The organism is Limimaricola variabilis (genome assembly GCF_014195545.1).
Lineage (GTDB): Bacteria > Pseudomonadota > Alphaproteobacteria > Rhodobacterales > Rhodobacteraceae > Limimaricola > Limimaricola variabilis.
The window spans coordinates 263,543-280,393 of sequence record NZ_JACIBX010000001.1; the positions used below are offsets into that span (position 1 = coordinate 263,543).

At 68.3% G+C, this 16,851-nt stretch carries 17 protein-coding genes; 13 read left to right on the plus strand and 4 right to left on the minus strand.

Features of this window, described 5'->3' with window-relative positions:
- Nucleotides 1-14: 14 nt before the first annotated feature.
- From FHS00_RS01235 to FHS00_RS01245, 3 genes are all read left to right on the plus strand, one after another.
- Nucleotides 15-197: a hypothetical protein gene (locus FHS00_RS01235; protein WP_183469086.1), complete on the plus strand. Its 183-nt coding sequence runs from the start codon at nucleotides 15-17 to the stop codon at nucleotides 195-197.
- An 89-nt stretch (nucleotides 198-286) separates the two neighbouring features.
- Nucleotides 287-757 carry a c-type cytochrome gene (locus tag FHS00_RS01240; protein ID WP_183469088.1) on the plus strand — a complete coding sequence of 157 codons (471 nt, stop codon included), beginning with the start codon at nucleotides 287-289 and terminating at the stop codon, nucleotides 755-757.
- Entirely contained in the window at nucleotides 754-1,644 is an 891-nt protein-coding gene (locus FHS00_RS01245) for a c-type cytochrome (protein ID WP_183469090.1), read from the plus strand. Before FHS00_RS01240 ends, FHS00_RS01245 begins: the two co-directional genes overlap by 4 nt.
- Before the next feature lie 21 nt (nucleotides 1,645-1,665).
- Here FHS00_RS01245 and lipA read toward each other — a convergent pair whose 3' ends face one another.
- Nucleotides 1,666-2,622: a lipoyl synthase gene (gene lipA / locus FHS00_RS01250; RefSeq protein ID WP_183469092.1), complete on the minus strand. Its 957-nt coding sequence runs from the start codon at nucleotides 2,620-2,622 to the stop codon at nucleotides 1,666-1,668.
- Between the two features lie 202 nt (nucleotides 2,623-2,824).
- Between lipA and FHS00_RS01255 the strand changes: the two genes are divergently transcribed.
- A complete protein-coding gene (locus FHS00_RS01255; RefSeq protein ID WP_183469094.1) occupies nucleotides 2,825-3,373 on the plus strand; it encodes a peroxiredoxin in 549 nt (182 codons plus the stop codon).
- A 4-nt stretch (nucleotides 3,374-3,377) separates the two neighbouring features.
- On the opposite strand, the gene FHS00_RS01260 is transcribed toward FHS00_RS01255, so the two are convergent.
- Nucleotides 3,378-4,304, minus strand: coding sequence for a hydrogen peroxide-inducible genes activator (locus FHS00_RS01260; protein ID WP_183469096.1), 927 nt, complete (start codon nucleotides 4,302-4,304; stop codon nucleotides 3,378-3,380).
- Nucleotides 4,305-4,409: 105 nt separating this feature from the next.
- Between FHS00_RS01260 and FHS00_RS01265 the strand changes: the two genes are divergently transcribed.
- A complete protein-coding gene (locus tag FHS00_RS01265; RefSeq protein ID WP_183469098.1) occupies nucleotides 4,410-5,900 on the plus strand; it encodes a catalase in 1,491 nt (496 codons plus the stop codon).
- Nucleotides 5,901-6,025: 125 nt separating this feature from the next.
- A complete protein-coding gene (locus FHS00_RS01270; protein WP_183469100.1) occupies nucleotides 6,026-6,736 on the plus strand; it encodes a glutathione S-transferase family protein in 711 nt (236 codons plus the stop codon).
- Here the strand turns inward: FHS00_RS01270 and FHS00_RS01275 are convergent.
- Nucleotides 6,733-7,746, minus strand: a complete 1,014-nt coding sequence (locus tag FHS00_RS01275) for a DUF6456 domain-containing protein (protein WP_343064576.1) — start codon at nucleotides 7,744-7,746, stop codon at nucleotides 6,733-6,735. The two genes, FHS00_RS01270 and FHS00_RS01275, sit on opposite strands and share 4 nt — an antisense overlap.
- A gap of 259 nt (nucleotides 7,747-8,005) precedes the next feature.
- On the opposite strand from FHS00_RS01275, the gene FHS00_RS01280 reads away from it, so the two are divergent.
- A complete protein-coding gene (locus tag FHS00_RS01280) occupies nucleotides 8,006-8,293 on the plus strand; it encodes a DUF6477 family protein (protein WP_183469102.1) in 288 nt (95 codons plus the stop codon).
- Here the strand turns inward: FHS00_RS01280 and FHS00_RS01285 are convergent.
- On the minus strand, nucleotides 8,286-9,848 hold the full coding sequence (locus tag FHS00_RS01285) for a trimethylamine methyltransferase family protein (protein WP_183469104.1): 1,563 nt from the start codon (nucleotides 9,846-9,848) through the stop codon (nucleotides 8,286-8,288). The two genes, FHS00_RS01280 and FHS00_RS01285, sit on opposite strands and share 8 nt — an antisense overlap.
- Nucleotides 9,849-10,016: 168 nt before the next feature.
- Between FHS00_RS01285 and guaA the strand changes: the two genes are divergently transcribed.
- From guaA to FHS00_RS01315, 6 genes are all read left to right on the plus strand, one after another.
- A complete protein-coding gene (gene guaA / locus FHS00_RS01290; protein ID WP_183469105.1) occupies nucleotides 10,017-11,585 on the plus strand; it encodes a glutamine-hydrolyzing GMP synthase in 1,569 nt (522 codons plus the stop codon).
- Between the two features lie 164 nt (nucleotides 11,586-11,749).
- Nucleotides 11,750-12,928 carry an OmpP1/FadL family transporter gene (locus tag FHS00_RS01295; RefSeq protein ID WP_183469107.1) on the plus strand — a complete coding sequence of 393 codons (1,179 nt, stop codon included), beginning with the start codon at nucleotides 11,750-11,752 and terminating at the stop codon, nucleotides 12,926-12,928.
- 112 nt (nucleotides 12,929-13,040) lie between these two features.
- A complete protein-coding gene (locus FHS00_RS01300; RefSeq protein ID WP_246390886.1) occupies nucleotides 13,041-13,973 on the plus strand; it encodes a DMT family transporter in 933 nt (310 codons plus the stop codon).
- A gap of 54 nt (nucleotides 13,974-14,027) precedes the next feature.
- Nucleotides 14,028-14,912, plus strand: coding sequence for an ATPase (locus FHS00_RS01305; protein ID WP_183469111.1), 885 nt, complete (start codon nucleotides 14,028-14,030; stop codon nucleotides 14,910-14,912).
- Between the two features lie 29 nt (nucleotides 14,913-14,941).
- The gene (locus tag FHS00_RS01310) at nucleotides 14,942-15,865 is read left to right on the plus strand and encodes a homoserine O-succinyltransferase (RefSeq protein ID WP_183469113.1); all 924 of its coding nucleotides are present in this window, start codon (nucleotides 14,942-14,944) and stop codon (nucleotides 15,863-15,865) included.
- Nucleotides 15,855-16,844 (plus strand): alpha/beta fold hydrolase, encoded by a 990-nt coding sequence (locus tag FHS00_RS01315; protein WP_246390889.1) that lies wholly within the window; start codon nucleotides 15,855-15,857, stop codon nucleotides 16,842-16,844. Before FHS00_RS01310 ends, FHS00_RS01315 begins: the two co-directional genes overlap by 11 nt.
- Nucleotides 16,845-16,851 lie beyond the last annotated feature (7 nt).

Sequence of the window (16,851 nt, forward strand, 5' to 3'; positions counted from 1 at the left end):
GAGGAAAGGGCGAGATGAATATCCATTGGTTGCTCCGGCTGGCGCATTGGGCGCGTCACCCGCCATCGCCCGGCCGCGTCGCGCTGATCCTCGCCGTCATCCTCGCCTGTCTCGTTCTCCTCGGGATGGAGCGGATCTGGGGCTGGCCCGAGGCGCTCTCCGTCGCTCCGTCCGGGCGTGGCCCTCTGCTGCGCTGAACGCCTATGTGGCCACGACGAAATTTCTTTACCAATGCCTGCTTGCCGTTAGGGTAGTCGTGACGAGTTCAACCACAAGGAACGACATCATGATTCACCTTCGCCGCCCCGCAATCGCCGCCGCCGCGCTCGCGCTGCTGGCCGCTCCGCTCTCCGCCGAGGTCTTCGAGCCGAAAAAGGCGCAGGAACTGCGCGAAAGCCACATGAAGCTGATGGGCGCGCATCTTGGGGTGCTCGGCACCATGGCCAAAGGCGAGATGGAGTATGACGCCAATGTTGCCTCCGCCGCGGCCGAGGCGCTGGCCGGACTCGCGCAGGGCACGAACGGCAACTACTGGGTCGAGGGTTCCTCCACCGAGGATCTCGAGGACAGCCGCGCCCTGCCCGAGCTGTGGCAGGACATGGAAGATGTCGGCCAGAAGGCCGCGGCGCTGCGCGACGCCACGCAGGCGATGCAGGAGGCAGCCGGCACCGATCTCGCCGCGCTGCAAGGTGCGATGAAGTCGGTGGGCGACGCCTGCGGCGATTGCCACAAGGCCTATCGCAAACCCGAGGAATGATTGCTCGCGCCCTCGGCGCGGGGGCCGCGATCATCCTGCTCGGGGCGGCCGGGGTCTGGGTGATCACCGCCCCCGAGCCGCTGCCCGCCGCGATGATCGAAGGCCCGCCGGGTGACGCCCAGCGCGGCGCGGCGATCTTTGCGGCGGCCGGCTGCGCCGCCTGTCACATCGCGCCCGAGGCCGAGATCGACGATGCGCCGGTTCTGTCGGGCGGGCGCGCCTTCGCCTCACCCTTCGGCACCTTTCACGCGCCCAACATCTCGCCCTCGCCGCAAGGCGTGGGCGACTGGTCCGATGCCGAGATCATGGATGCGGTGATGCGCGGCGTGGCGCCCTCCGGGGCGCATTACTATCCCGCCCTGCCCTATACCGCCTACGCGCTGGTCGAGCCGCAGGACATGCGCGACCTGATCGCCCATCTCCGGACCCTGCCGCCTTCGGAGGCCGAGAGCCTGCCCCACGAGTTGCCCTTCCCGTTCTCGATCCGTCGCATGGTCGGCATCTGGAAGCGGCTGAACATGTCCGAGGACTGGACGTTGGAGGGCGAGATCTCGCCGCAGGCGACGCGCGGGCGCTACATCGCCGAGGCGCTGGCCCATTGCGGCGAATGCCACACGCCGCGCGGGCCCTTGGGCGGGCTCGACCGGAGCCGCTGGCTCGCAGGCGCCGAGAACCCCTCGGGCGACGGGCGCATCCCGAACATCACCCCGGCCGGTCTCGACTGGTCGGAGGAGGACATCGCCTATTACCTTGAGAGCGGCTTCACCCCGGATTTCGACACCGCCGGTGGCGAGATGGCGCTGGTGGTCGAGGAGATGGGCCGGCTGACCGCCGAGGATCGCGCCGCTGTGGCCGCCTATCTCAAATCGGTGCCGCCGGTCGAGTGACCGGCGGGCACGTTGACGGCGTCAGGCGCCCAGACGGGCCAGCCGCGCCGCGCGCAGCTGCGCGAAGTCATCGCCTGCGTGGTAGGACGACCGCGTGAGCGGCGTGGCGGAAACCATCAGGAATCCCTTGCCCCGCGCCGCCTTCTCGTAACTCGCGAACTCCTCGGGCGTGACGAAGCGATCCACGGCGTGATGCTTGGGCGTCGGCTGCAGGTACTGGCCGATGGTGAGGAAATCGATGTCGGCGGCGCGCATGTCGTCCATCACCTGATGCACGGACTGCTTGTTCTCGCCCAGCCCCACCATGATGCCCGACTTGGTGAACATCGACGGGTCGAGCTCCTTCACCCGCTGCAGCAGTCGCAGGGAATGGAAATAGCGCGCGCCTGGGCGCACCTCCGGGTAAAGGCCCGGCACGGTCTCGAGGTTGTGGTTGAACACGTCCGGCTTGGCCTCGACCACCACCTCGAGCGCGCCCGGCTTCGCCTTCAGGAAATCCGGCGTCAGGATCTCGATCGTGGTGCCGGGCGACTGGCGCCGCACGGCGCGGATCGTCTGGGCGAAATGCGCGGCGCCGCCATCATCGACATCGTCGCGATCGACCGAGGTGATGACGACGTGGTTGAGGCCGAGCTTCTTGACCGCATCCGCCACGCGGCCCGGCTCGAACACGTCGAGCGCGTCGGGGCGTCCGGTGGCGACGTTGCAGAAGGTGCAACCCCGGGTACAGATCTCGCCCATGATCATCATGGTGGCGTGACCCTGGCTCCAGCATTCGCCGACATTGGGGCAGCCCGCCTCCTCGCAGACCGTCACCAGCTTGTGCTCGCGCATGATGTCGCGGGTCTGCTTGTAGCCCTCGGATGTCGGCGCCTTGACCCGGATCCATTCCGGCTTCTTGGGCTGCGGCGCGCTGTCGGCGCGGCGCGCCTTTTCGGGGTGGCGGTCGCCGGGGATCTTCAGGTCGCGCACGGTCATGCCTTTCCTCTTGGCCTGACCGATACATATGCCCCTCGCGGCGTCCACGCAACGCAGCTTGGGCCCCGCGCATCCCGATTGCCGCAACCCTGCCATGCAGCGGCCGTTCAACGGCTTTGCGCCGCAACGCAGCATTGCGCCCCCCGGCATGATTTCCTAGACCCGGGCCGAACCTTCGAACCGACCAAGACAGGAGCATCCCATGCAGCCCGGCGCCCGTATCCCCGACGTGACCTTCCGCACCCGCGTGCGTGACGAGAGCCTCGGCGGCCCCAACCCCTTCCGCTGGGAAGAGCGCGACACGGCGTCCTATTTCGCGGGCAAGCGCGTGGTGCTGTTCTCGCTGCCCGGCGCCTTCACACCGACCTGCTCGACCTACCAGCTGCCCGGCTTCGAGAAGAACATCGAGGCGTTCCGCGCCCATGGCATCGACGCGATCTACTGCATGTCCGTCAACGACGCCTTCGTGATGAACCAGTGGGCCCGCGCGCAGGAGCTCGAGCATGTCGAGGTGATCCCCGACGGCTCCGGCGAGTTCACCCGCCGTGCCGGGATGCTGGTCCGCAAGGACAATCTCGGCTTCGGCCTGCGCTCCTGGCGCTATGCGGCGGTCATCAATGACGGCCGGGTCGAGGCGTGGTTCGAGGAGCCAGGCCTGTGCGACAACCACCCCGAGGATCCCTATGGCGTGTCGTCGCCCGAGAACCTGCTGAAGTACCTTGACGAGGCGTCGCGCGAAGCCGCCGCCTGATCCGTCACGCGCAGACGGCGCGGGCCGAGTCCAGAAGCTCGGCCCCCGCCTCCCCCAAAAGCGCCGCCAGCGGCGCGACCCAGCCGTCGTCGCCCCCCGCGCGCCGGATCAGCGCCAGTTCCCGGGCGGGCTCCGGATCGGCGAAGCGGCGCAGTGCCAGCCCCGGCGCGGCCGCCGTCTCGGCCCTCAGCGCGATCTCGGGCAGCAGCGTCAGCCCGAACCCCTCGGCCACCAGCCCGGTCAACGTCGCCAGCGACGAGGCGCCCAGATCGACGCGTCCCCGCCCCCTGAGCCCGCAGACCTCCAGCGCCTGATCGGCAAGGCAGTGCCCCTCGTCGAGCAGCAGCAGCTGGTCCGGCGCCAGCGCGTCCGGCCGCAGCGCCGAGCGCCCCTCCGCCCAGCGCGCCAGCCGCCCCGGGGTCCCGGCCAGAACGAAGCGATCGGTGATCAGCGGCGTCACCGCGAGGTTCGGCTCGGCCACCGGCAGCGCCGCGACCATCGCGTCGATCCGCCCGGCCTCGAGATCGGCCAGCAGCGCCTCGGTCTGGGCCTCGCGCACCCGGATATCGAGCGTGAGGTCTCGCGCCCTGAGCCGGGTCAGCGCCAATGGCAGCAGGTAGGGCGCCACCGTCGGGATCACCCCGAGTCTGAGACGCCCCGACAGGCCCCGCGTCATCCGGGCCGCGCGTTCGAGATCCGCGACCTCGGCCATGATCCGGCGCGACCTCTCCAGCACCTCGCGCCCAGCGCGGGTGAGCCGGACCCCGCGCGGCAACCGCTCGACCAGCTCGACGCCGAGGATCGTCTCCAGCTCCTTGATCTGCTGGCTCAGCGCCGGCTGGGTGACATGCACGATCTCGGCGGCGCGGCCGAAACCGCCGGTCTCGGCCAGCGCCACGAAGTAGCGCAATTGTTTGAGTGATGGATTCATGGCGAACCGATAACGTCAGCTTATGGCAAAGGCCAGAAAATCCGATTTTGCCTTTGCCTCCCCCCGGGCCATATTCCGCCCCGAAGCCAATCCCGGAGGACAGCCATGACCGATCGCCCCCGCCTCACGACATCCGCAGGCGCGCCCGTCGCCGACAACCAGAACGCCAAGACCGTCGGACCCCGCGGCCCCGTCCTGCTCGAGGACTACCAGCTGATCGAGAAGCTCGCGCACCAGAACCGCGAGCGCATCCCCGAGCGCGTCGTCCACGCCAAGGGTTGGGGCGCCTATGGCACCCTGCGCGTCACCGAGGACATCACCAAGTACTCCCGCGCCGCGGTGTTCAAGCCGGGCACCGAGACCGAGATGCTGGCCCGCTTCTCCACCGTGGCCGGTGAACAGGGCGCGGCCGATGCCGAGCGCGACGTGCGCGGCTTCGCGCTGAAGTTCTATACCGAGGAAGGCAACTGGGACCTCGTGGGCAACAACACGCCCGTGTTCTTCGTGGCCGACCCCTACAAGTTCCCGGACTTCATCCACACCCAGAAGCGGCACCCCAAGACCAACCTGCGTTCCGCCACCGCGATGTGGGACTTCTGGTCGCTCTGCCCCGAAAGCCTGCACCAGGTGACCATCCTGATGTCGGATCGCGGCCTGCCGCAGACGCCGATGCACATGAACGGCTACGGCTCGCACACCTTCTCGCTGTGGAACGACCAGGGCGAGCGGTTCTGGGTGAAGTTCCACTTCAAGACCCAGCAGGGCCACAAGCACTTCACCAATGACGAGGCGGTGCAGGTCATCGGCAAGAGCCGCGAGACCTACCAGGAGGCGCTGTTCGGCACGATCGCCAATGGGCATTTCCCGAAATGGGACATGTTCATCCAGGTGATGCCCGAGATGGAAGCGATCGAGTTCGAGAAGAAGACCGGCTGGTCGGCTTTCGACCTCACCAAGGTCTGGCCGCATGGTGACTACCCGCTGATCAAGGTCGGCGAGATGGAACTTAACAGGAACGCCGAGAACTACTTCACGGAAATCGAGCAGTCGGCCTTCAACCCGTCCAACGTGGTGCCGGGCATCGGCTTCTCGCCGGACAAGATGCTGCAGGGCCGTCTGTTCTCCTACCCGGACGCGCATCGCTACCGGATCGGCACGCATTACGAGAGCCTCGAGGTCAACAAGCCGAAATGCCCGGTGCATCACTACCACCGCGACGGCACCATGCCGTTTGGCCTGCGCACCAACCCCGACGCCTATTACGAGCCGAACTCCTTCGGCGGGCCGGTCGAGGATCCGTCGGTGGCCGAGCCGCCGCACCGCTACGAGGGTGAGGTCGGCCGCTACGACTTCCGTTCGGAGGCGGACCACTACAGCCAGCCGCGCGCGCTGTTCAACCTGTTCGACGACGGCCAGAAGAGCCGCCTGTTCTCGAACATCGCCACCGCGATGACCGGCGTGCCGAAGGAGATCATCGATCGCCAGCTGGCGCATTTCGACAAGGTCGACCAGGCCTATGGCGACGGCATCCGCGCGGCGCTCAAGCAGCAGCACACCGAGAACGTCGGCGTCGACACCAGCCACGCCGCCGAGTGAACGGCTGACATCACCGGACTTGCAGACGGCGGCGGGGAAACCCGCCGCCGTTTTAATTCCATTGCCAGTTGCACGGGGCGCGCGCAGCATCCGCCACGTGTCATCAGCGATCGGAATCACCCGAAATGACTCCTGCAACGATCTACGGCTTTGCCCCGGCCTTCGGCCTGCCGACCTCGGGGCCCTTCACCCTAAAGCTTTTGGCCTGGTGCCGGCTCAACGGGGTGCCCTTCGAGTTCAAGGTCGAGAACAACCCCGGCAAGGGTCCGCTGAAGAAGAGTCCCTGGGCCGAGATCGACGGCGAAACGGTGGCCGACAGCGACGTGATCATCGCGCGCCTCGCCGCGCGCCACGACGTGCCGCCTCCCGCCATCGACACCGCTCCGGCGGCTGCCGGGCGCGCCTGGAAGATGGCCGCCGAGGAGGGGCTGCACCAGATCTACGAGCACGAGCTGATCATGCTGCCGGAGGGGTCGGCCTGGTTCCGCGACTTCCTGCGCGCCGACATGCCGGCGCCGATCGCGGCGCTGGCCCATGCCGCCTTTCGCCGCTCGCTGGGCCGGCAGCTCCACGCGCGCGGCATGACCCGGCTGGGGCCCGAGGGGATCACGGCGCGCGGCCGCGACCTGCTCGACGCGCTCGACCTGTGGCTCGGCGTGCACGACTTCATCGAAGGACCGGCGCCCGGCATCGCCGACGCTACGCTCTACGGGATGCTGGCGCCGATGCGGCGCTGGTCGATGCAAACCCCGGTCGCCCGTCACGCGCGCGGCCTCCCGGCGATCGCCGCATGGGACGAGGAGCTGACACGCCGCTGCGGCTTTGCCGCCGGCTAGCCGATCATCTCGCCGCCCCCCGTGGCGTCGTAATGGCGCCTGAGCCGCTGCAGGGCGATGCGGAGCACGATCTTGCCCGAGCGCGCCGACCAGCCCATGCGCCGCTCGAGGCTCTCCATCCCCTCGAGGTGACAGCAGCAGCTCAGCGCCACGTCCCCCAGCCCCGGGCCGAGATCGTCGAGCGCCGCGGCCAGCCGCTCGCGCGCGGCGCTGGGCGGCTGGCGTGACCCGGTCCCGCCGCTGCAGCCGCCGGTGAGAAAGCGCGACCAGTCCTGCGTCGCCCGCGGCCCGATCTGGGCCAGCTCGAAATCCTCGCGCAGCCGCTCGCCGGCGGCGACCAGCGCCCGGTCGAGAAACGGCCGCCCGTCGCGGTCCCGGCGCCGGGCCAGCAGGGTCAGCGGCCCGTCGGCAACGGCCGGGCGGGCAGCGCCGGGAGCGGGGGCGAAGCTTGCGCCGGCCTCGGCAAAGCCCGCAGGTGCCTCGGTCTCGCGCAGTGCCGCGCGCCCGGCCGCGGTGATCCGGTAGCGCGCCACCCGCCCCTCTTCGGCGCGCGCCGCGATCCAGCCGCGCAGCGCCAGCGCCTCGGCCACCGGCCGGTCAAGGCGGGCCAGCCGCTGGGTCGCGCCGTCCGGCGTCTCGCGGATCACCGCCGCCACCGGCAGGTCCGGCGCCACGGCCAGCACCGCATCGGGCTCGGCCAGCCGCCGCAGCACCCGCATGGTCTGTGCCGTGGTCGTGTCGTCGCGGGCCGTGCCCGATCCCATGCGCGCGTGACGGGTCATCGGAACCTCCCTCGGTGTGACGGATCTGTAGTCGCGCGACAGCCGTCGCAGCGCCGCGTCGACCAGCGGGTCGTCGCGTCGGCTTTCGAGATTGCGGACCTGGCGCAGCACGGTCGAGGCATGCACCGCCGCGCGCCGTGCCAGCACCCGGATCGGCGCGCCGCCCTCCACATGATCGAGATAATGCCGCACCGCGGGCGGCAGCCAACCCGGCAGCGGCCCCGCCACGACGCGTGCAGGTGCTTCGTCTTCGACAGGCGGCGCCGGCCGTCCTACCGGCCCCGCCCTGACATCCCCAAGTCTCGCGGTCCCAACTTTCGTTTGCCCTTGGTTACCGAAGGATTAACCACACTTCGGCCGCGTTCAGCTTGGTTGAAGTATCCCAAACAAGGCTGAAGCCACCGCGCGTAGCAGGGCCGCGTCACGCAACGCGGCCCGGGGCGTGAGACAAGGGGTCTGCCAACACAGCCTGTCAGGGAGAAGAGCCATGCTGGAACCGATGAGCCGGATTGCCGCGCTGCGGCGCCCTCAGATCCTGGTCGATGCCGCGCGTTTCGGGATCGACCAATACGACCGTGCCCGGCTGTTGCCGCGGCTGATCGGTCCCGGTCCCTGCGGCCCGGCGCGGGCGGTCACGCTGCTGCTCGACCGCGAGGCCGAACAGGAGCAGCGCCGCCGCGCCGGGACGGGCGATTACCGCCCGGCCCGGCATGTCGAGCTGATCGTCGCACTGATGGCCGAGGCGCGGCTGTGGCGCGCCGCGCGGCCTAGCTGAAGCTGTCGCTCATCGAGGCCTTGCGTTTCTCGACATACTCAGTGAGCCGCTGCGCGATTTCGGGGTCGAGCGGCGGTTGCCGGTAGTCGCCCAGGAGTTTGGCCACCCGCGCCGAGGCGAGCGTCTGGGTGTCGCGCGCGCCCTCCTCGTCCCAGGTCTCGAAGGGCTTGTAGTCGAAGGCCTCGGAGCGCCAGAAGGCGGTCTTGAAGTTGGCCTGGGTGTGGGCGCAGCCGAGGTAATGCCCGCCGGGGCCCACCTCGCGGATCGCGTCCATCGCCTGCATCTCCTCGGAGACGTCGACGCCCTTTGCCATCTGGTGAAGCGCGCCGAGCTGGTCGGCATCCATCACGAACTTCTCGTAGGAGGCGACGAGACCGCCTTCGAGCCAACCGCAGGCGTGCAGCATGAAGTTGACGCCGGACATCAGCCCCATGTTCAGGCTGTTGGCGCTCTCGTAGCCGGCCTGGGCGTCGGGCAGCTTGGAGCCGCAGAAGGCCCCGGCAGAGCGGTAAGGCAGCCCCATCCGCCGCGCCAGCTGGCCCATGCCATAGGTGATCAGCGAGGCCTCGGGCGTGCCGAAGGTCGGCGCGCCGGAATTCATGTCGATCGAGGTGACGAAGGCGCCGACGATCACCGGCGCGCCGGGCCGCACGAGTTGGGAATAGGCCACGCCCGCCAGCGCCTCGGCCAGCACCTGGGTCAGCGTGCCCGCGACCGAGACCGGCGCCATCGCGCCGCCGACGATGAAGGGCGAGATGATGCAGGCCTGGTTGGCCTTCGCATAGACCTCGAGCGCGCCCATCATGATACCGTCGAAGGTCAGCGGGGAGTTGATGTTGATCAGCGAGGTCATCACCGTGTTCTCGGCGACGAACTCCTTGCCGAACAGGATCTCGCACATCTCGACGCAGTCCTGCGCCCGCTCGGGCGCGGTGACCGACCCCATGAAGGGCTTGTCGGAATAGACCATGTGCGCGAGCAGCATGTCGAGATGGCGCTTGTTCACCGCGACGTCGGTCGGCTCGCAGACCGTGCCGCCGGAATGGTGCAGCCATTTCGACATGTAGCCGAGCTTCACGAAATTCCGGAAATCCTCGATCGTGGCGTAGCGACGGCCGCCTTCGGCGTCGCGCACGAAGGGCGGGCCATAGACCGGGGCCAGCACGAGGTTGCGGCCGCCGATCTCGACGTTGCGGGCGGGGTTGCGCGCGTGCTGGGTGAAGGTCGCGGGCGCCGTGGCGCAGAGCTTGCGCGCCAGCCCGCGCGGGATGCGCACCCTTTCGCCATCGACATGCGCCCCGGCCTGCCGCCAACGCTCTAGCGCCTCCGGATTGTCCGAGAACACCACGCCGATCTCCTCGAGAACGGTTTCGGCATTGGCCTCGATCACCTCGATCGCCCGGGCGTCGAGCACCTCGTAATCGGGGATGTTGCGCTCGATGAAGCGCGCGGTCTCGACGCTCACGGCGGTGCGCTCGGCGCGTCGCGCGGCGCCTCCGCCCGACCGCCCGCGTCGCCCTGCCCGCTCTCCGGCCATCTGTGCCGCTTCCGTCATCGCCCGCTCCCGTGATGCGTCCTCATCTCGTCATAGCCGGGCCGCCGTCGCCCGCTTGGCCGGATTGCGCCGCCTCAGACGCGAAAGCGACATCGCCACCGCCGGGGGACGGTTTTTCGAGGCCGACGCCTCTTGCGCGATGAGCCGCCCGGGCCTATGCGCAGGGCCATGACCGAGCATAGCCAACAGCACCAGCGCCTTCTCATCGTGGATTTCGGCTCCCAGGTGACGCAGCTCATCGCGCGTCGGCTGCGCGAGCTGAACGTCTATTGCGAGATCCATCCCTTCAACGCGGTGGACGAGGCCTTCCTCGACCGCTTCGAGCCGCAGGCGGTGATCCTGTCGGGCGGCCCCGCCAGCGTGCCCGACGAGGGCAGCCCGCGCCCGCCGATGCGGGTGTTCGAGCTGGAGGTTCCGGTTCTGGGCATCTGCTACGGCCAGCAGGTGATGATGCAGATGCTGGGCGGCGAAGTGCTGCGCGGCGACGGCACCGCCGAGTTCGGCCGCGCCTATGTCGAGCCCGAGGGCGAGGCCACCGACCTGCTGCGCGGCTGGTTCCTCGAAGGCCGCGAGCAGGTCTGGATGAGCCATGGCGACCACGTCTCCAAGCTGGCGCCTGGCTTCGCGGTCTGCGGCACCTCGCCGGGTGCGCCCTATGCGATCACCGCCGATCTGGAGCGCCGCTTCTACGCGGTGCAGTTCCACCCGGAGGTGCACCACACCCCGAACGGCAAGACCTTCCTCGAGAACTTCCTGCACATCGCGGGCTTCACCGGCGACTGGACCATGGGCGCTTATCGCGAGGAGGCGATCCGCCTGATCCGCGAGCAGGTGGGCGACCAGAAGGTGATCTGCGGCCTTTCGGGCGGCGTCGACAGCTCGGTCGCGGCGGTGCTGATCCACGAGGCGATCGGCGATCAGCTGACCTGCGTCTTCGTCGATCATGGCCTGCTGCGCGAGGGCGAGGCCGAGCAGGTCGTGACGATGTTCCGCGACCACTACAACATGCCGCTGATCCACGCGCAGGAGCAGGACCTGTTCCTCGACGCGCTGGAGGGGGTCTCCGATCCCGAAGTGAAGCGCAAGACGATCGGCAAGCTGTTCATCGACGTGTTCCAGAAGCACGCCTCCGAGGTCGGTGGTGCCACCTTCCTCGCGCAGGGCACACTCTACCCTGACGTGATCGAGAGCGTCAGCTTTTCGGGTGGGCCGAGCGTGACCATCAAGAGCCACCACAATGTCGGCGGCCTGCCGGAGAAGATGGGCCTGAAGCTCGTCGAGCCGCTGCGCGAGCTGTTCAAGGACGAGGTCCGCGCGCTCGGCCGCGAGCTCGGCCTGCCCGACAGCTTCATCGGCCGCCACCCCTTCCCTGGGCCCGGCCTCGCGATCCGCTGCCCCGGCGAGATCACCCGCGAGAAGCTCGCCATCCTGCGCCGCGCCGACGCGGTGTTCATCGATCAGATCCGCAAGCACGGCCTCTATGACGATATCTGGCAGGCCTTCGTGGCGCTGCTGCCGGTGCGGACGGTCGGCGTGATGGGCGACGGGCGGACCTACGACTTCGCCTGCGCGATGCGCGCCGTGACCTCCGTCGACGGCATGACCGCCGACTACTACCCCTTCAGCCACGAGTTCCTCGGCGAGACCGCGACGCGGATCATCAACGAGGTGCGCGGCATCAACCGCGTGACCTACGACGTGACCTCGAAGCCGCCGGGAACGATCGAGTGGGAATGACCTGACTGGGGGCCCTTCGGGGCCCCTTTTTCATGGTGCCTGCTGATGCAGCGATGTGACGCTGCGACGTGCACGTCAACCTGCCGTTGCGTCATAGATTGCCGTATGGCGCGCGCCGACCTCTCCTCGTCGCCGGAGGACGCATCATGCGACAGGGAGACAACATGAAACTGCATCACGGCGCCACGAGCGCGCTGGCGCTCGCGACGGCGCTGATGGCCAGCCAGGCCGGAGCGATCGGCCTCGACCGCTCGAACCAGGACATCACCGCCATCTTCGAAGAGGGCAACGTCGTAGAGCTGAGCTTCGGCAAGGTGTTTCCGAAGATATCCGGGCGCGACCGAGGATCCCCGATAGAGACGTACGAAAATGTCGGCGAAGATTTCACCAACGCGTCCGCTAGCGTGAAGATGGATTTCAGCAACGGCTTCTCGGGAGCCCTGATTATTGACCAGCCCTTCGGCGCTGACATCGCTTATGGTGGCAACCCGGAAACAACGGGCTTCGGCGGAACTACGGCTCAACTCCACAGCAGCGCAGTCACTGCCTTGGGCCGTTATCGGTTCAACGATAATTTCAGTGTACATGCAGGTGTTCGTCGGCAGACGCTCGAAGCGGACATCATGCTTTCGGGACAGGCATATGGTCCGTTAAATGGCTATTCGGTTGCGCTCGAGGAAAGTAGCGCCAATGGCTATTTGATTGGAGCGGCCTACGAGGTCCCAGAAATTGCACTGCGCGCCGCACTGACTTACAATTCTGCGATTGAGCACGATTTCGAGACGGTCGAAACGACCACTCCTCCGCTTCAGGCTCCACCGGAGCTCGGTGGAGGTGGTTTCCCTGCGCAACTCGCCAGTACCACCTCGGTGGAAACGCCAGAGAGCTGGAATCTCGACTTGCAGAGCGGCGTCGCGCCGGACACGCTCGTTTTCGCTAACATTCGCTATGCCGCCTACGAAGACACGCGGGTTTCGCCACAGGCCTTCAAAGCCGCAACCGGCGGTGCCAGCCTCACCAATATTGACGACAACTACCAGATGCAGGTCGGCGTCGGCCGCAGGCTCAGCGAGATGTTTGCGGTGCAGGCAGCGGTCGGCTTCGAGGCTGAAGGCGATGAAAGAATCTCGCCGCTCGACCCGACCAATGGCAAGCGCTGGGTCAGCATCGGTGGCGCTTACAATTTGGATGCAGTAACCATTTCCGGTGGCATTCGGTATACCATGCTTGGAGATGCAAGCCCGCAGGTGCGCAACCCTACTTCGGGACAGCTAGTGCCAGTGGCCGACTTCAACGACAACTCCGCCGTCGCCATCGGCATGAGCGTCGCCTACCGGTTCTGAACCGAGCACACGAGACCCGAAGGGGCCGGCTCACCGCCGGCCCCTTTCGCATTTGCATGCAAACCGCATGTTCCGGATTGCGCCTGCCCGTGCGGCGTGCAGAGTGCCCGCCATGACGGCACAAAAGACCATGACAAACGCGGCCTGGGCGCAGCTCGGCCTGCTCGCCCTGATCTGGGGCGGCTCGTTCCTCGCCGTCCGGGTGGCGCTCGACCAGATCGGGCCGCTCTGGGTGGTCGGGCACCGCGCCATCTGGGCGACGCTGGTGCTATGGCCGGTGGTCCTTCTGCGCCGCCTGCCGCTGCCGCGCGGCGCGCGGCTCTGGGGCGTGCTGATCGTCATGGGCGCGCTCAACAACGCCATTCCCTTCGGCCTTCTGGCCTGGGGCCAACAGCATGTCGAGACCGGGCTGATCGCGATCCTCAACGCCGCCACGGCGATCTTCGGCGTGCTCTTCGCCGCGATCTGCTTCGCCGATGAACGTCTGACGGCGCGCAAGGCGGCCGGTGTGGCGCTGGGCTTTTCGGGCGTGGTCTGGGTGATCGGGCCATCGGCGCTGTCGGGCTTCGATCCCGGCGCTCTGGGGCAGGTCGCGGCGATCGGGGCGACCGTCTCCTACGCGCTCGCCGGGGTCTGGGCGCGCAAGATGATGGGCGGGCTGCCGCCGCTCACCGCCGCCGCCGGCATGACCACCGGCGCCGCGCTGATCATGGTGCCGCTGGCCTGGACCTTCGAGGGCGCGCCGCTGCTCGACCTCGCGCCCGCGACCATGGCCGGGATCGCCTATGTCTCGATCGGCTCCACCGCGCTGGCCTACATCATCTATTACCGGGTGATCGCGCTGGCCGGCAGCGGCAACGTCCTGCTGGTAACGCTGATGGTTGCGCCGGTGGCGATCCTGCTGGGCGTGGTCGTTCTGGGCGAGACGCTGCCGCCGCGCGCCTATGCGGGCTTCGCGTTGCTGGCCGGCGGACTGGCGGTGCTCGACGGGCGGCTGTTGCGGCGGCCGCGAGCCCGCGGGGCCGCGCCCGCGCCGAAGTTCTGAGCGACGCCAACTTCGCGCTGGATTGTGTCGCGCGGCTTCTTTAGCCATGCGCGCATGATCCATTCTTCCGCCTCCGACTGGCTCTCCGCCCCCCGCAAGCGCGTCCTGTTCTTCGGCATGTCGGGGCTCGGCAAGACCCATGTGTCGAACCTGCTGCGCCGCTCGGGCGACTGGTTCCACTATTCGATCGACTACCGCATCGGCACGCGCCACATGGGCGAGCTGATCGCCGACAACGCCAAGCGCGAAGCGATGAAGGTGCCGTTCCTGCGCGACCTGCTGCTGTCGGATTCGATCTACATCGCCTCCAATATCAGCTTCGACAACCTCACCCCCGTCTCGACCTATCTCGGCAAGCCGGGCGACGCGCAGAAGGGCGGCCTGCCCTTCGACACCTATCGCGAGCGTCAGGCCCAGTTCCGTCGCGCCGAGATCGCGGCTCTCGAGGACACGCCGTGGTTCATCGAGCGCGCGCAGGCGCTCTACGGCTATCCGCATTTCGTCTGCGATACCGGCGGCTCGATCTGCGAATGGGTCGATCCCGACGATCCCAACGACCCGCTGATGACGCTCCTGTCGGAAAAGATGCTGATGATCTGGATCGAGGGGTCGGAGGCGCATACCGCCGAGCTGATCCGCCGCTTCGACCGGGCGCCCAAGCCGATGGCCTACAGCCCCGACTTCCTGCTCGACGCCTGGCAGAGCTATCTGGCCGAGACCGGCCTCGACGAGGCGCGCGTCGATCCCGACGCCTTCATCCGCTGGACCTATGGCCGGGCGCTGGCGCATCGTCAGCCGCGCTATGCCAAGATGGCCGCGCGCTGGGGCCTCGCCATCCCGGCCGAGGCGCTGTCCGGCCTCACCTCGGCGGAGGATTTCGAGGGCGTCGTGGCCGAGGCGCTCGAGGCCAGACTTGGCAAGAGCCGCCGGGAAGCATAGATCACCCCTTCAAATCAGAAGGTTCGACCATGCCCATCAAGATCCCCGAAGCCCTTCCCGCCTATGACGTGCTGACGCGCGAAGGCGTGATGGTGATGTCGGAGGATCAGGCGGCCCGGCAGGACATCCGACCGCTGCGGATCGGCCTGCTGAACCTGATGCCCAAGAAGATCCAGACTGAGAACCAGTTCGCCCGGCTGATCGGCGCGACCCCGCTGCAGATCGAGCTGTCGCTGATCCGCATGTCGGACCACGAATCGCGCAACACCGCCGCCGCCCATATGGAGGAGTTCTACCGCCCCTTCGAGGAGGTCGCGGCCTCGGGCGAGAAATTCGACGGCTTCCTCGTCACCGGCGCGCCGGTCGAGCATCTCGACTTCGACGAGGTGACCTATTGGGACGAGCTGCGCCGGGTCTTCGACTGGACCGAGACCCATGCCCACTCCACCTTCGGCGTCTGCTGGGGCGGGATGGCGCTGATCGCGCATCAGCATGGCGTGGCCAAGCACCTGCTCGACCGCAAGGCCTTCGGCTGTTTCCGGCACCGCAACCTCAAGCCCGGCAGCCCCTATCTGCGCGGCTTCTCGGATGACTGCACCGTGCCGGTCAGCCGATGGACCGAGATCCGGCAGGAAGACATCGACGCCCGGCCCGAGCTGGTGACACTGCTGGCCTCGGACGAGGTCGGGCCCTGCCTGGTCGAGGACCCCGCGCGCCGCACGCTCTACATCTTCAACCACTTCGAGTATGACAGCCACACGCTCAAGGAAGAGTACGACCGCGATGTCGCCTCGGGCGCCGCGATCTCGGTGCCGGTGAACTACTTCCCCGGGGATGATCCGACCAAACAGCCGTCGAACCGCTGGCGCAGCCACGCGCATCTGCTCTACGGCAACTGGATCAACGAGATCTACCAGACCACCCCCTACGATCTTGCCGACATTGGCCGCTAGGATCACCGCCCTCGCCGCGATCCTGGCGCTCGCCGGCTGCGCGCTTGTCGACGCCCGCGCCGACAAGCGCGAGGCCGAGGCCATCGCCGCGCATCCCCCCTTGGGCCGCTTCGTCGAGGTCGAGGGGCGGCGGGTGCATGCGGTGGTGACCGGCGAAGGCCCCGACCTGGTGCTGATCCACGGCGCCTCGGGCAACCTGCGCGATATGGTCTTCGACCTGGCCGAGCGGCTCTCGTCCCGCTACCGGGTCATCGCCTTCGACCGGCCGGGGCTGGGCTATTCCGACCCGATCGACCCGGCGGCCGGAGCGGCCTTCGGCACGCAGGCCGACAGCCTCGCGGCGCAGGCCCGCCTGCTGCAGGCGGCGGCGGCCGAGCTGGGCGCCGAGCGGCCCGTCGTCGTCGGCCACTCCTATGGCGGCGCGGTGGCCATGGCCTGGGCGCTGGAACGGCCCGAGGACATCGCCGCACTGGTCGACCTGTCGGGCGCGACCCTGCCCTGGGACACCGGCCTCGCGCCGCTCTACCGCGTCAACGGCTCGGCGCTGGGCGGTGCCGTGGCGGTGCCCGTCCTCGCGGCGCTCGCGCCCGAGCGGATGATCGACGACACGCTGACCGCGATCTTCGCCCCGGATCCGGTGCCCGAAGGCTATGCCGATTTCGTCGGGGCCGGGCTGGCCGCGCGACGGGCCAGCCTCCGGATCAACGCCCGCCAGGTCAACGCGCTGCTCGATCAGGTGACGCGGATGCGCGCGCTCTACCCGTCCCTCGACCTGCCGGTCGAGATCGTCCACGGCACCGCCGACACGATCGTCCCCCCCGAGATTCATTCCATACGGCTGGCGCGGCTGATCCCCGGGGCGAACCTGACCCTGCTCGAGGGCGTTGGCCACATGCCGCACCATGCCGCCCCCGAGGCGGTGGTCGCGGCCATCGACCGGGCGGCGGCACGGGCGGGATTGCGCCGCGACGCCCCCTGAGGGCATC